This window comes from Dyella ginsengisoli (assembly GCF_044904665.1).
Lineage (GTDB): Bacteria > Pseudomonadota > Gammaproteobacteria > Xanthomonadales > Rhodanobacteraceae > Dyella_A > Dyella_A ginsengisoli.
Genome location: NZ_JADIKM010000001.1, coordinates 405,080 through 418,442 on the forward strand (window position 1 = coordinate 405,080; position 13,363 = coordinate 418,442).

The 13,363-nt window shown below is 68.3% G+C and carries 9 protein-coding genes; 5 read left to right on the plus strand and 4 right to left on the minus strand.

Features of this window, described 5'->3' with window-relative positions; all coding sequences use genetic code 11:
• The first annotated feature begins 94 nt into the window (after positions 1-94).
• The 3 genes from ISP17_RS01900 to ISP17_RS01910 are packed head-to-tail and all read left to right on the plus strand — an operon-like array spanning position 95 to position 3,358.
• A complete protein-coding gene (locus tag ISP17_RS01900; protein ID WP_404629821.1) occupies positions 95-799 on the plus strand; it encodes a SapC family protein in 705 nt (234 codons plus the stop codon).
• Positions 792-1,808 (plus strand): cupin-like domain-containing protein, encoded by a 1,017-nt coding sequence (locus ISP17_RS01905; protein WP_404629822.1) that lies wholly within the window; start codon positions 792-794, stop codon positions 1,806-1,808. The genes ISP17_RS01900 and ISP17_RS01905 overlap by 8 nt, the downstream gene beginning before the upstream one ends.
• 47 nt (positions 1,809-1,855) lie before the next feature.
• The gene (locus tag ISP17_RS01910) at positions 1,856-3,358 is read left to right on the plus strand and encodes a tryptophan halogenase family protein (protein ID WP_404631393.1); all 1,503 of its coding nucleotides are present in this window, start codon (positions 1,856-1,858) and stop codon (positions 3,356-3,358) included.
• A gap of 167 nt (positions 3,359-3,525) precedes the next feature.
• Here ISP17_RS01910 and ISP17_RS01915 read toward each other — a convergent pair whose 3' ends face one another.
• Positions 3,526-4,311: a glutaminyl-peptide cyclotransferase gene (locus ISP17_RS01915; RefSeq protein WP_404629823.1), complete on the minus strand. Its 786-nt coding sequence runs from the start codon at positions 4,309-4,311 to the stop codon at positions 3,526-3,528.
• Positions 4,312-4,408: 97 nt separating this feature from the next.
• Between ISP17_RS01915 and ISP17_RS01920 the strand changes: the two genes are divergently transcribed.
• Positions 4,409-6,244, plus strand: a complete 1,836-nt coding sequence (locus ISP17_RS01920; protein ID WP_404629824.1) for a monovalent cation:proton antiporter-2 (CPA2) family protein — start codon at positions 4,409-4,411, stop codon at positions 6,242-6,244.
• 54 nt (positions 6,245-6,298) lie between these two features.
• On the opposite strand, the gene ISP17_RS01925 is transcribed toward ISP17_RS01920, so the two are convergent.
• Positions 6,299-9,709 carry an ankyrin repeat domain-containing protein gene (locus ISP17_RS01925; RefSeq protein WP_404629825.1) on the minus strand — a complete coding sequence of 1,137 codons (3,411 nt, stop codon included), beginning with the start codon at positions 9,707-9,709 and terminating at the stop codon, positions 6,299-6,301.
• Positions 9,710-9,782: 73 nt separating this feature from the next.
• The gene (locus ISP17_RS01930) at positions 9,783-10,076 is read right to left on the minus strand and encodes a YcgL domain-containing protein (protein ID WP_404629826.1); all 294 of its coding nucleotides are present in this window, start codon (positions 10,074-10,076) and stop codon (positions 9,783-9,785) included.
• 270 nt (positions 10,077-10,346) lie between these two features.
• Here ISP17_RS01930 and ISP17_RS01935 point away from each other — a divergent pair, with 270 nt between their 5' ends.
• Entirely contained in the window at positions 10,347-11,849 is a 1,503-nt protein-coding gene (locus ISP17_RS01935) for an OmpP1/FadL family transporter (protein WP_404629827.1), read from the plus strand.
• 77 nt (positions 11,850-11,926) lie between these two features.
• On the opposite strand, the gene ISP17_RS01940 is transcribed toward ISP17_RS01935, so the two are convergent.
• Positions 11,927-13,336, minus strand: a complete 1,410-nt coding sequence (locus ISP17_RS01940) for a coniferyl aldehyde dehydrogenase (RefSeq protein WP_404629828.1) — start codon at positions 13,334-13,336, stop codon at positions 11,927-11,929.
• Positions 13,337-13,363 lie beyond the last annotated feature (27 nt).

The window sequence follows — 13,363 nt, forward strand, 5'->3', positions numbered from 1 at the left end:
TGCCGGTGGCAAGAATGGCTTTAGTGGGGCCGCTGGCTGCCAGCGGCCCCTTTTGTTAGCGGTCGGCTTTCAAGTACCTGCAAAGAATCGATCCATGACCCAACATGCCATCCTCAACAATGTCCAGCACCGCGACCTGCGCGTGAGCGTGGCCCGGGGTGCCGAATACGGTGACGACATCATGTCGGCACTGACGTTTCCGGAAGAGTTCCGCAACGTCCAGGCCTACTATCCCATCGTGTTCCAGCAGGACGATCAGGGCGGCTTCCAGCCGGTCGCGCTGTTCGGTCTGCAGCGCGGGGAAAACCTTTTCCTGGAGGGCTCCCGCTGGGACGCCCACTACATCCCCCTGTCGGTACAGCGCGAGCCCTTCCTGATCGGCCGCACCGCCACCGGCGGGCAGGTCCACATCGACCTCGATCATCCGCGGGTGGGCGATGAAACCGGGCAGCCGCTGTTTCATGATCATGGCGGTCCGACCGAATTTCTCGAGCACATCAGCAATGTTCTGGGGATGCTGCACGCGGGGGTCGAAAGCACCCAGGCTTACATCCAGGCGCTGCTCAAGCACGACCTGCTCGAATCGTTCGTGGTGGACGTGAAGTTCAACGAAGACAGCCAGAGTCGTCTGGTGGGCTACCACACCATCAACCAGGATCGCCTGCACCAGCTCGATGGCAACGCTCTGGAAGAACTCTCGAGAGCGGATCACCTGGAGCCGACCTTCATGGCCGTGGCTTCGCTGAACCACATGCGCGATCTGGTCGAGCGCTACAACAGAAGGTACGCCCATGGCTGAGCCGGTCAGGGAGGTGCACGGGCTTGATCCGGAGTCGCTGCCGGATGATCTGCTGAGAAGCACCGAGCCTGTGTTGCTCCGTGGCCTGATGTCGTCCTGGCCGGTCGTTCAGGCTGCCCGAGAGTCCGATCGTGCCGTGGTGGACTACCTGCGTCGGTTCGACAGCAAGCGCCCCGTGACCTATCTGACCGCGCCGCCCAAGGTGAAAGGCCGGTTCTTCTACAACGAGGATCTGACGGGTTTCAATTTCACCTATCACCACGGCCCGATGAGCGCCACGCTCGAGCAGATACTCAGGGCTTCACATCCGAGTGCGCCCGCCATCTACATCGGATCGTCCCTGCTGGATGTCTATCTGCCAGGATTTCGCGCGGAAAACGTGTTCGAAAAGACGGCTGAACTCCAGGAGCTGGCGAGTATCTGGATCGGCAATCGCACGCGGATCGCCGCACATCGGGATTTGCCGATCAACCTGGCCTGCGTGGTATCCGGCAGGCGCCGGTTTACCCTTTTTCCGCCCGACCAACTGGCCAACCTCTACGTGGGGCCGATCGAGTTCACGCCCGCCGGCCCCGCGATCAGCCTCGTCGACTTCCATGACCCGGACTACGCGCGCTTTCCAAGATTTCGCGAAGCCCTGGAGCATGCCCTAGTCGCCGATATGCAACCCGGTGATGCACTGGTCTTGCCCAGCATGTGGTGGCACCACGTCGAGTCCCTCGAAGCGCTCAACATACTGGTCAATTTCTGGTGGCGCGACGAACCGGCGTATATGGACTCGCCGTTCAACACCCTCAAGCTTGCCATGCTCAACATCCGGGACCTGCCGCCGGAGCAACGGCGCGTCTGGCAGGAGATTTTCCGACATTACATCTTCGAGCCTGGAGAGGCGACGCACGATCACATTCCGGAGGGGGCGCGCGGCATGCTTGCGCCGATGGAGGAAAAGCGTGCGCGCGACATACGGAGCAGTCTCGTAGAGAGCTTCACGAACCAGCTGAAACGCTAAGCGCAGGAGATCTACCAGTGAACGCCACATCAAGTTCCAGTCCCGACATGCAGCGCAACCGCGTCCGCCGCGTGGTGATTGCCGGCGGCGGTACGGCAGGATGGATGGCAGCCGCTGCGCTCTCGCGCACGCTCGGTAAATACATCGATATCACCCTGGTGGAGTCCGACGACATCGGCACGGTCGGCGTCGGCGAGGCAACCATTCCCACCTTGCTCACCTTCCATCGGTTGATCGATATCAACGAGCAGGAGTTCATGGCGGCCACCCATGCGACCATCAAGCTGGGCATCCAGTTCGAGAACTGGCGCCATGTTGGCCACACGTATTTCCATTCCTTCGGCACCACGGGGCGCGATCATTGGTCCGCCGGATTCCAGCATTTCTGGTTGAAGGGCCGCGAACGCGGACTGGCGGGCGAATATGGCGAGTACTGCCTGGAACTGAGTGCTGCCATGCAGGGCAGGTTCTCGCATCTTCCCAACAACGGCATCAATTACGCCTACCACCTCGACTCCACGCGTTATGCGCAGTTCCTGCGCCGCTTCAGCGAACGCTATGGCCTGAGGCGCGTGGAGGGCGTGATCGAAGAAGTTGCGATGGCCGAGAACGGCGATATCCAGGCGCTGGTCCTCAACGATGGCACTCGCATCGAAGGCGACCTGTTCATCGATTGCACCGGTTTCCGCGCGCTGCTCATTGGCAAAGCGCTGGGCGTGGAATACGAGGACTGGTCGCACTGGCTGCTCACCGACAGTGCGATCGCCGTGCAGACCGAGTCGGTGCGCGATCCGGTGCCCTACGTGCGCTGTATCGCCGGCGGCGCGGATTGGCAGTGGCGCATTCCGCTGCAACACCGCGCCGGCAACGGCATCGTATACGCCAGCCGCTACATGGACGACGATACGGCGCGCAAGATCCTGATGAACACCATTGAGGGCGTGCCGCGCACCGAGCCTCGCCTGATCCGCTTCAAACCGGGTCAGCGCAAGCGCTGCTGGGAACGCAATTGCGTAGCGCTGGGGTTGGCCAGCGGCTTCCTGGAGCCGCTGGAGTCGACCAATATCCACCTGATCCAGCGCGGCATCACGCGCCTGCTGCAGGCCTTTCCGGAGATCGTCAACCAGGTCGAGATCGACGAGTACAACTCGCGAATGAGGGAGGATCTCGAGCATGTCCGTGATTTCGTGGTGCTGCATTACCACGTGACCGACCGGCGCGATACCGGGTTCTGGCGTGAATGCGCCGAAATGAGCGTGCCGTCCTCGCTGCGTCACGTCATCGATCTGTTTGCCGAAACCGGCAAGGTCTACAACCTCACCAACCAATTGTTCGCCGAGAATTCCTGGATACAGGTCATGATGGGGCAGGGCATCACGCCGCGGCACCGGCATCCCGCACCCGATCTCATGGGTGATCCCGAACTCAAGCGGTTTCTGGATGCCATCAGTGGCAGCGTGAGTAACACCGTGTCGCGACTGCCCGCACACATGGACTACATCCGCAGCTATTGCCCGATGAAGGAGCCGGCGGCGACCGCCGCTGTTTAGCCACGCCTCCGTTGCAGGAGCCCGCTCGCGGGCGATGTTGTTGTGCTCTGAATGCACATCAAGGCCACAGCATCGCGCCCGCGAGCGGGCTCCTGCAGCAGGCCTGAGGCCCGGGGGGCGCGATCCTTAGCACGGCTTTGCGTCGATGCCACGGCGTTCCGGCGCGCTCACTTCGGCGGAATCAGCTCGATCTCGTAGACCTTCGGCCAGCGCTTGCCGGTGACGAACAGGCGCTGGCCCCTGGCGTCCCACGCGATGCCGTTGAGCACGTCGTTGGTGGGGTCGGCGGTTTCGTCGGGCTTGGGGCCGAGGCCGGTGAGATCGATCCAGCCGACCACGTGGCCGCTGGCCGGGTCGATCCGTGCGATGCGCGAGGTCAGCCACACGTTGGCGTAGAGCTGGCCCTTCACCCATTCCAGCTCGTTGAGGTTCTGCACGGGAGCGCCGTCCGCGGTGACGAAGATCGCCGAGACCTGGCTCAGCGTCTGCGGATCGAGCACGCGGATGGTTGGCGTGCCGTCGCTCATCAGGATGTGCCGATCGTTCGCGGTGAGCGCCCAGCCCTCGCCGGCATAGCGAAAGCTGCCGGTGGGGCGGAAGCTGTCCAGGTCGTAGGTATAGCCTTTCTGCGATTGCCAGGTCAGCTCGACCAGCGTGTTGCGCCACGCCACGATGCCTTCGCCGTAGTCCGGCGGCGGCAGGTCGCGCTGCTGCAGCACGTGGCCGGTGGCGAGGTCGACCTTGCGGATGGTCGACTCGCCCACGTTGCCGGTGCTCTCGTACAGGTAGCCGTCGCGATAGAACAGGCCTTCGGTGTAGGCGTGGGTGTCGTGCGGATAGCTGTGCACCACGCGGTAGCCGTACACCGGCACCGCTGCGGGCGAAGCGCATGCTGGCAGGCTCAGGGCGATCATGAGCACGGCGACGAGGGCGGGCAGGGCAGGCGTTTTCATCCGGCGATGATTCCACACTTGCCCACGGCATGGCAGCGGTCACAGTGGTCGAAAGGCTGCGTGACATAATCGCGCCGATCCCCACGGAGCGCCCCGCTTGGACAGCCCGCACTTCCTGCAGACCGCGCTGGTCTTCCTGGTCGCCACGGTGATCGCCGTGCCGCTGACCAAGCGCTTCCGCCTGGGCGCGGTGCTGGGCTACCTCGGCGCCGGCGTGGTGATCGGACCGCAGCTGCTCGGGCTGATCAGCGACACCAACGGCGTGGCCACGATCTCCGAGTTCGGCGTGGTGCTGATGCTGTTCGTGATCGGCCTGGAGCTCTCGCCGCAGCGGCTGTGGGTGATGCGCCGCTCGGTGTTCGGCACCGGCGCGCTGCAGGTGATCGCCAGTGCGCTGGTGATCGGCGCGGTGGCTTACCTGCTGGTGGGCCTGCCGGGCAAGGCGGCGGTGATCGTCGGCGGCAGCCTGGCGCTGTCGTCCACCGCGTTCGGCCTGCAGATCCTCGCCGAGCGCAAGGAAGCCGGCTCGGCCTACGGGCGGCAGGCGTTTTCCATTCTGCTGTTCCAGGATCTGGCGGCGATTCCGCTGATCGCGATGGTGCCGCTGCTGGCGACCTCGTCTGCACGCCACGGCGTGGATCTATTGGGCATCGCGCGCACCGTGGGCATCATCGTGGTGGTGATGGTGGGCGGGCGCTTCCTGTTGCGGCCGGTGTTCCGCTTCGTCGCCAAGGCCAATGCGGTGGAGGTGTCCACCGCCACCGCGCTGCTGGTGGTGATGGGCACCGCGTGGCTGATGGAGGAAGTGGGCGTGTCGACCACGCTGGGTGCTTTCCTCGCCGGCGTGCTGCTGGCCGATTCGGAGTACCGGCACGAGCTGGAATCGCACATCGAGCCGTTCAAGGGCCTGCTGCTGGGGTTGTTCTTCATCAGCGTGGGCATGTCGATGGATCTCAGCCTGCTGCGGCACATGCCGCTGCTGGTGTTCGGCCTGGTGGCCGCGCTGCTGCTGGCCAAGGGCCTGCTGCTGTGGCCGCTGGGACGCACGCTGGGCGGGCTCGACGGCAATGACGCGCTGCGCCTGGCGGTGCTGCTGGCGTGTGGCGGCGAGTTTGCCTTCGTGGTGCTGAAGCAGGCCGCCGAGCGGCAACTGGTAAGCGCCACCGTGCACGGCGTGCTGGTGCTGGCGATCACGCTCTCGATGGCGCTGACGCCGTTACTGGTGGTGCTGGCGGCGAAGCTACTCGACGTGCAGGCGAAGAAGCCCGAGCGCGAGTACGACACCATCGCTCCGGACGCGCCGCCGCGGGTGATCATCGCCGGCTTCGGTCGCATGGGCCAGATCGTCGGGCGCATGCTGCGCGCGCAGAACATCCCGTTCGTGGCGCTGGAATCGTCGGTGGAGCAGATGGACACGCTGCGCCGCTTCTCCAACACCTCGCTGTTCTTCGGTGACCCGGCGCGGCCGGACCTGCTGCGCGCGGCGCAGGCGGACAAGGCCGAGGTGTTCGTGCTGGCCACCGACGACCCGCAGGCCAACCTGCGCATCGCGCGGCTGGTGCGCCGGCAGTTTCCCCACCTCAAGCTGGTGGCCCGCGCGCGCAATCGTCAGCACGCGTTCCGCCTGATGGATCTGGGCGTGGACGAGCCGGTGCGCGAGACGTTCCACTCGAGCCTCAAGATGACGCGCAAGACGCTCGAAGCGCTGGGCATGCCACACGAGCAGGCGGTGGACCGGGTGGAGCGCTTCCGTCGCCACGACGAGAAACTGCTCAAGACCCAGTACCTGGTCTACGACGACGAGACCCGGCTGGTGCAGACCTCGCTCGAAGCCTTGAGCGACCTGCAGAAGCTGCTCGATGCCGACATGGCGCCCGAGGCGGCGCAGGAGCGCCAGAGCGCGGCGCCGGTCGCAGCGGCCGACCCGGACTGATCGCCGGCCGCCTCACGCCGGCAACGCCCGCAGGCGTTGCCGATCGACCCTGGGTTATTCGGACGGCTGCGCCGGCTGGCGCAGCGTCTGCCGCACGCTGGGAATCGCCGCGCCGCTGCGCGCGGCCAGTTCATGGGCGATGTCGACGTAACCCAGGTGGCGGGCCACGTCGGCCGCGGTGCGACCGAAGCCGTCGGCGGCGTGGCGATCCGCGCCCCGCGCCAGCAGCACGCGGGCGGGCGGCAGCAGGGCGTGCATCGCGCAGGCGTGCAGCGCGGTGACGCCGCGCTGGTCGGCATGCTCCAGCCGGGCGCCGGCGTCGAGCAACACCGGCACCAGCGCACCGATGTGGGTGGCGTCGCACGCGCTGCCCGGGCGCAACTGCGCGCCCAGCAGCATCAGCAGCGGCGTCTTGCCCTCGGCGTCGGTGTGGTTCACGTCGGCGCCGCGCTTGAGCAGGGCGTCGAACAGGCGGCGAGCACGCAGGCTGTCCTGGCTCTCGAAACCGAACTGCGCCGCGGCGTGCAGCGCGTTGCGGCCGCGGGCGTCGGTGGCGTTCACCTCGGCGCCGGCGTCGAGCAGCCGCTCGACGATCTCCGGATAACCCATCGCCGCGGCCACCATCAGCGCGGTGCTCTCGCCAGGCAGGCGCAGATCCACCGCCACGCCGCGTTCCAGCAGCAGGGTGACGAGCGCCTCGCGGCGTGCGGCGACGGCGGCAGCCAGCGCGGTCATGCCGCTCTGTGCGGTGACCGAGGTGTCCGCGCCGGCATCGAGCAGGCGCTGCGCCACCTCGCGCTGGCCCGCGCCGCAGGCGTGCAGCAAGGCGGTGGCGCCCTGCGCGTCGCGCGTGTCCACCGGCATGCCCAGTTCCAGCAGCCGCTCCACCGCCACCACGGCGCCGGCCGCGGCGGCGACCGGCAGGTCCCCGGCGCGCAGCGTGCGGGCCGGCCGTGGCCAGTGGCCCCAGTCGAGCCAGTGCTTGAGTTCGGGATGTTCCATCGCCAGGCCGAGCGGGGTCTCACCGTTGGCGTCGCTGGCTTCCGGATCGGCGCCGTGCGCGATCAGCGCGCGCACCACCTCGGGCGCCCGCGCGCCGCACTCCAGCGCGGCGAACAGCGGCGTGCGGCCGCTGACGTCGCGCACGTTCGGATTGCAGCCACGCGCCAGCAGGGCGGCAACCAGCGCGACCTGCCCGTGCGCCGCCGCCAGATGCAGCGGGGTGCGCAGGCGCTCGTCGGGGCCGAACGGATCGGCGCCGCGTTCGAGCAGGGCCAGTGGCAGGCCGACGCTCTGCGCATCGCCGTCCAGGTGATTCAGCGCGCGCGCCAGCAGGCCGGCGCCGGCCGGCGTGGCGCCGGCCTGGAGCAGGTCGTCGATCGCCTCGGTGGCGGCCGGCAGGTGATCGAGCAGGGCGTCGAACAGACGCGCGCCGCGCTGGCCGTCGTTGCCTTCCAGATGCGTTTCGGCGGACAGGCCGTGTTCAAGCAGCCAGCGCCGCGCCGCGCCGAGGCCGGGCGCGCTCAGCTCGACGTAGAGCCGCGCCAGCTCCGTCGGCGACCACTCGCGCACGCGCTGGTTGAAGGTGGAAACCACCGCCCAGTGGCCGAAGCGCAGCGCGTCGAGCAGGTGGCCGGGCGTGTCTTCGCCGGCGGCCAGTGCATCCACGCTGAGGCTGGCTGGCAGCGGCGTATCCGGATCGAGCAGGGCGACCAGATCCCAGCGGCCGGCGGCCGCGGCGTGATCGAGCGCGCTGCGGCCATCGCTGCCGGGCGCCTTCGGATCGACAGCCAGACCGAGCAGGGCGCGCACGGTCTCGGCGTGTGCGCGCGGCGACTGGCACGCCAGCGTGAGGGCGTCACGGCCGTGCTGGTCGCGCACCGCGGCGTCCGGTTCGGCCTGGGCCAGCAGTTGCACGATCGCCACCGCACCGGCGCGGGCGGCTTCCATCAGCGCGGTGCTGCCGTGCTGGTCGACCAGGTTCACGTCGGCACCGGCGGCACGCAACGCGCGGGCGATCTCCTCGTGGCCCTCGGCGGCGGCGGTCATCAGCGCGCTGCGCTTGCGTGCGTCGACGGCGTTGATGGCGGCGCGATGCTTGAGCAGCAGGCGGATGCCTTCCGGATCGTCATCGGCGAGGCTGGCGGCGGCCACCAGGGCCGGCTCGGCGTCGGCGAGCTGGGTCTTGGCGCCGCGTTCAAGCAGGAACTTCGCCAGCGGCCAGTTGGCGGCGCGGCAGGCGCTGGCCAGCGGGGTCAGGCCAGCGCGGTTGATCGCATTGAGGTCGGCGCCGGCGTCCAGCAGCATCGCCGCCACGATCGGCTCGTCGCTGAGCACGGCGCCGTGCAGCGCGGTGTTGCCTTCGGTGTCGGCGACCAGCGGATTGGCGCCGTTGGAGATCAGGGTCATCACCGCCTCGGCGCGACCTTGCAGGCTGTCGCGCGTGGCGGCCAGCAACGCGGTGAGCCCGCCGGCGCTGCGGTTGACGTCGGCGCCGCGGGCGATCAGCGCGCGCAGCAGGCGCGTGTCCGGCAGCAGCGCAGCCAGTAGCAGAGCGGGGCGCTGGTCGCGGTCGTCCGGCTGCGGGGCGGTATTCGGATCGGCGCCGGCTTCGACTAGGGCCAGCGCGCGTTCCACGTCGGCCTCGCGAATCGCCGCCAGCAGCGCCGCGGCCTGTTCCGGCGTGCCGGCGGTGCGCTCGGCCTCGGTGAGCGGCGCGGCCGGTGCGCGTGCGGGAGTCTCCAATGCACCGCCGGCCAGGCGCGGGCGATGCCGCTCGCACAGCAGCGCGCGCAGCGTGCGGTTGGCAATCACCAGGCAACCCAGCGGCATCAGCACCAGGCCATAGAGCACCACCGCGGCGGTGCGCATTTCCTGCGGCAGCACGCCGTACAGGCCGGTGAGCGCCAGCGCGAGAAAGGCCAGCACCAGCAGCGAGAAAGCTGCCGGCAGGAAGTGCGTGAAGAACCGCTCCTCACGCGACAGGTGGCGGCCAAAGGCGATGCTGCGCGCGGTGGCGGTGAAGATCCATGAGCCATCGCTCTGCGCCGGATACGCATCGTCCCACACGAACACCAGCCCGAACGCCGGCCACAGCCGCCACAGCAGCACCAGCGCAATCACCAGCGCCGCGGCGAGCAGCAGCACACCGCTGAGGCTGGGTGCCTGGCTCAGGCGCAGCATCGGCCAGGCGATCAGCACGAATACCACCGCCACGTAGGTACTGAACATCACCAGATGCGCCGCGCCCCGGCGCAGCACGGTGCGGCCGAAGCGCGGCTCCGGATCGAAGCCGATGGCGTGGCAGACCGCAGCCATGGTGAGTGCGTTGCCCAGCAGCAGCGGGATCAGCACCAGCGGGTGCGTACTGGTGGCGGCGATTGCGACGGCGACCCATCCGGGGACGAACCAGGCCAGTGCTTGCAGGAGGGGAGGCGGGCGGCGACGCAGTTTGGGCAGGGTCATGGGTCGAGTATAGAAATCGGAGAAGAAGCAGACGGTAACCCGGCGTTAACCGGCGCTTTTCAATGCGCGTTGCCTAGCGCGTCTGGCCGTCCCGCGGGGCATGGCCGTAGGCAAGATGATTCGCCGCCGCCAGCCGCTCTGCCGGCGGCAGCTGAAGATGCCAGCCGCGGCTGCGCAGGTTGTCGAGCACCTGCTTGGCGTCTTCGTGCGGAAGCTTGCGCTGTTCGTCCAGCTCCAGCTCCATGGCGAAACGCAGCGTGCCGAGCAGTTCGGTCAGTTCGCGCGGCAGGCGGGCGAAGGCGTCGCGCTCGGCCAGCCAGAGATAGCTGTCGGCCTTGCGCAGGCTGGCGTAGATGTAGCAATGCATGAAGGCGACCGTGGTGCAGAGCGGGAGACGCCGCGCGGCGGCGGCCGGCAGAGCTTATCAGCGCGTCACCGCGCGGCCACCCTCGTACGGGAGGCAGCGGCGGTGCGGCTCGCGACCGAATGTTAGGAATTTGCTGCAACCGCACTTGCATTGGGTCCGGAGCAGTCGGCACAGTGCCGCGCGGGGACATCAAACGCGCGTATGAAAACAAGCGCCGGGCTGTCTCCGCCACTCGTCCCGAGCCGCATTCACGACCAGCAGGAGCCACCGATGCAGATGTCCATCCGTCCCTTCAAGGCAGCCGCCCGGCCGCTCGCGTTTGCCGCGCTGAGCCTGGCCATTGCCGGCGCCCTGGTGGCGCCCAACGCCGCCCACGCCAGCGCGTTCCAGCTCAAGGAAAACAGCGCCAAGGGCCTGGGCCGCGCCTATGCCGGTTCGGCGACCGCCGGCGGCGACGTCTCGGTGGTGGCGAACAATCCCGCCGCAATGAGCGAGCTGGACGGCACCTACTTCCAGGCGGACGTGACCGCCATCAATTTCAGCGCCAAGTTCGAGGGCAGCGCGCACGACGTGCTGGGCCGCCCGATCAGCGGCGGCAATGGCGGTGACGGCGGCACCACGCTGCCCGTGCCGGCGCTGTTCCTGTCAAGCAAGGTGTCGGACAAGGTGCATCTGGGCTTCGGCTTCTCGGTGCCGTTCGGCTTCCAGACCGAGTACGACCGCGACTGGGTCGGCCGCTACAACGGCATCAAGTCCAAGTTCCAGTCGCTCGATGCCACCTTCTCGGCGTCCTACGACGTGTCGGACACCTTCGCTCTGGGCGTGAGCGCCATCGCGCAGCGCACCTCGGCCGAGCTGACCAGCGCAATCAACTTCAACGCCGTGGGCCTGGGCATCCAGCAGGGCATCGCGGCGCAGACGGCGGCCGGCGTGGCGCAGATCCAGGCGGCCGCGGCCGCGGGCCAGATCTCGCCGGCGCAGGCCGGTGCGCTGATCCAGCAGGCCGTGCAGCAGGGCCAGGCCGCGGCGGCCGGCGTGGCCGCGCTGACCCCGCAGGGCGTGGACGGCTATGCGCGCATCAAGGGCGACGACTGGGGCTACGGCTACCAGGTCGGCGGCTTCTGGAAGCTCACGCCGAACGACAAGTTCGCGCTGAACTACCGCTCCAAGATCAGCCACCGCCTGCAGGGCACCGGCAACTTCACCACCACCGCCGGCTATGACCTGCTGCTCACCAACCCAGCGCTGGCCTCGAGCATCCCGCCGTTCGCCAACACCACCGGCAGCGCCGACTTCACCACTCCGGCCGTGATCAGTGCCAGCTACTGGCACCAGGCGGAGAAGTTCGGCCTGGGCATCGACTTTGCCTACACCAAGTGGGACGTGTTCAAGGAGCTGCGCGTGAAGTACGGCACCGCGCCCGCCCAGCCGGACAGCGTCGAGGAGTTCAACTGGCGCAACACGGTCTACCTGTCCGTCGGTGGCGACTACTACCTCAACGACAAGGTGACCTTGCGTGCCGGCGTCGCGGTGGACACCACGCCCACCTACAACTCGGTGCGCGACGTGCGCGTGCCCGATTCCACCCGCAAGCTGGCGACCGTGGGCATCGGCTACAAGGCGAGCGAGCACTTCGAGATCAACGCCTCGTACGCGCACATCTTCGTGAACCAGGCGCACATCGACAGCACCAGCTCGACCGGCGACGTGGTCACCGGCAAGTTCAACGATTACGGCAACCTGCTCAGCCTCTCGGCGGTCTACAAGTTCTAAGTCGCCGCGGTCGCCCCAACAAAAAACCTCCCCGCTCGCGCGGGGAGGTTTTCTTTCATGCCCGCAAGGGATCGGGCTCAGCCGCGCTGCAGCAGCAGGTCGAGCATGCGGCGGAAGCGCGCGCCGTAGGGTGGATTGAGCAGTCCCGTGCCGTTGAGGCGCGCCTGGCGGAACACCGGCTTGAGGTGCGAGAACGTGCGAAAGCCGGCCTCGCCGTGATAGCCGCCGCTGCCGGACGGCCCCACGCCGCCGAACGGCAGGTGGTGCTGGGCGATGTGGTAGAGCGTGTCATTCACCGTGACGCCGCCGGCGATGGTGCGCGCGAGCACCTTCTCGATCGCGCCGCGGTCGCGCTCGAACAGGTACAGCGCGAGCGGATGCGGTCGCGCCGACACGTAGGCGATCGCGTCGTCCAGCGTGTCGTAGGTCACCACCGGCAGCAGCGGTCCGAAGATCTCCTCCTGCATCACCGCCATCTCGTCCTGCACGCCGGTGAGCAGGGTCGGCAACAGGCGTCGCGGCTGGGCCGGGTCGCTGCCGCTGCCCAGCACGTCGGCCCGTGCGCCGGCCGCGACGGCCTGATCGCGCAGCCCGGTCAGCCGCTCGTGCTGGCGGTCAGAGATGATGCTGGCGTACTGGTCGTTGCGGGCGATGTCCGGGTAGAAGCGCGCCACCGCGGCGCGGGCGGCGGCGGTGAAGTCGCCCACGCGGTTGCGCGGCAGCAGCACGTAATCGGGGGCGATGCAGGTCTGCCCGGCGTTGACCAGCTTGCCGAAGACGATGCGCTCCACCGCACGCGGGAAATCCGCGTTCGGCCCGATGATCGCCGGCGACTTGCCGCCCAGCTCCAGTGTCACCGGGGTGAGGTTGGCCGAGGCTGCGCGCATCACGTGCCGACCCACCGCGGTGGAGCCGGTGAACAGCAGGTGGTCGAACGCCAGCGCGGAGAACGCCTGCGCGACCTCCGCGTCGCCGTTGACCACCGCCACCTCCTCGCGCGGGAAGTGGCGGGCGACCAGCTCGGCGAACAGGCTGGAGAAGCGCGGCGTGTACTCGCTCATCTTCACCATGACGCGATTGCCGGCAGCCAGCGCGTCCACCAGCGGACCCGCGGCCAGGTAGAGCGGGTAGTTCCACGGCACGATGATGCCCACCACGCCCAGCGGCTGCGGGCGCAATTCGGTGCGTGCCGGCAGGAACGCCAGGTCGGCCAGCCGGCGGCGCGGGCGCATCCAGCGCCTGCCGTGCGCGAGCGCGTGACGGATCGCCGAGAGGCTCGGGAACACCTCCAGCAGGTCGGTTTCCTCGCGCGGCCGGCAGCCGAAATCGGCATGGATCGCCTCGGCGATCTCGCCGCGGTGCTGGCGTATTAGTGCATCGAGCGCGCGCAATCGTGCGGCACGGGCGGGCCAGCCCGGCATCGGGTCGCGGCCCTGCGCCTCGCGCTGGCGCGCCAGCAGGTCGGAGAGGTCACTGGCTGAAGTCATGGTCATCCCCGCACGCCTCGTGGGTCG

Excerpts from the sequence above, each read along its gene's own strand:
- ISP17_RS01905 (WP_404629822.1), top strand. The coding sequence starts at position 792 with ATGGCTGAGCCGGTCAGGGAGGTGCACGGGCTTGATCCGGAGTCGCTG.
- ISP17_RS01900 (WP_404629821.1), top strand. The coding sequence starts at position 95 with ATGACCCAACATGCCATCCTCAACAATGTCCAGCACCGCGACCTGCGC.
- ISP17_RS01930 (WP_404629826.1), bottom strand. The coding sequence starts at position 10,076 with ATGCATTGCTACATCTACGCCAGCCTGCGCAAGGCCGACAGCTATCTC.
- ISP17_RS01915 (WP_404629823.1), bottom strand. The coding sequence starts at position 4,311 with ATGAAAACGCCTGCCCTGCCCGCCCTCGTCGCCGTGCTCATGATCGCC.
- ISP17_RS01940 (WP_404629828.1), bottom strand. The coding sequence starts at position 13,336 with ATGACTTCAGCCAGTGACCTCTCCGACCTGCTGGCGCGCCAGCGCGAG.
- ISP17_RS01925 (WP_404629825.1), bottom strand. The coding sequence starts at position 9,709 with ATGACCCTGCCCAAACTGCGTCGCCGCCCGCCTCCCCTCCTGCAAGCA.
- ISP17_RS01935 (WP_404629827.1), top strand. The coding sequence starts at position 10,347 with ATGCAGATGTCCATCCGTCCCTTCAAGGCAGCCGCCCGGCCGCTCGCG.
- ISP17_RS01910 (WP_404631393.1), top strand. The coding sequence starts at position 1,856 with ATGCAGCGCAACCGCGTCCGCCGCGTGGTGATTGCCGGCGGCGGTACG.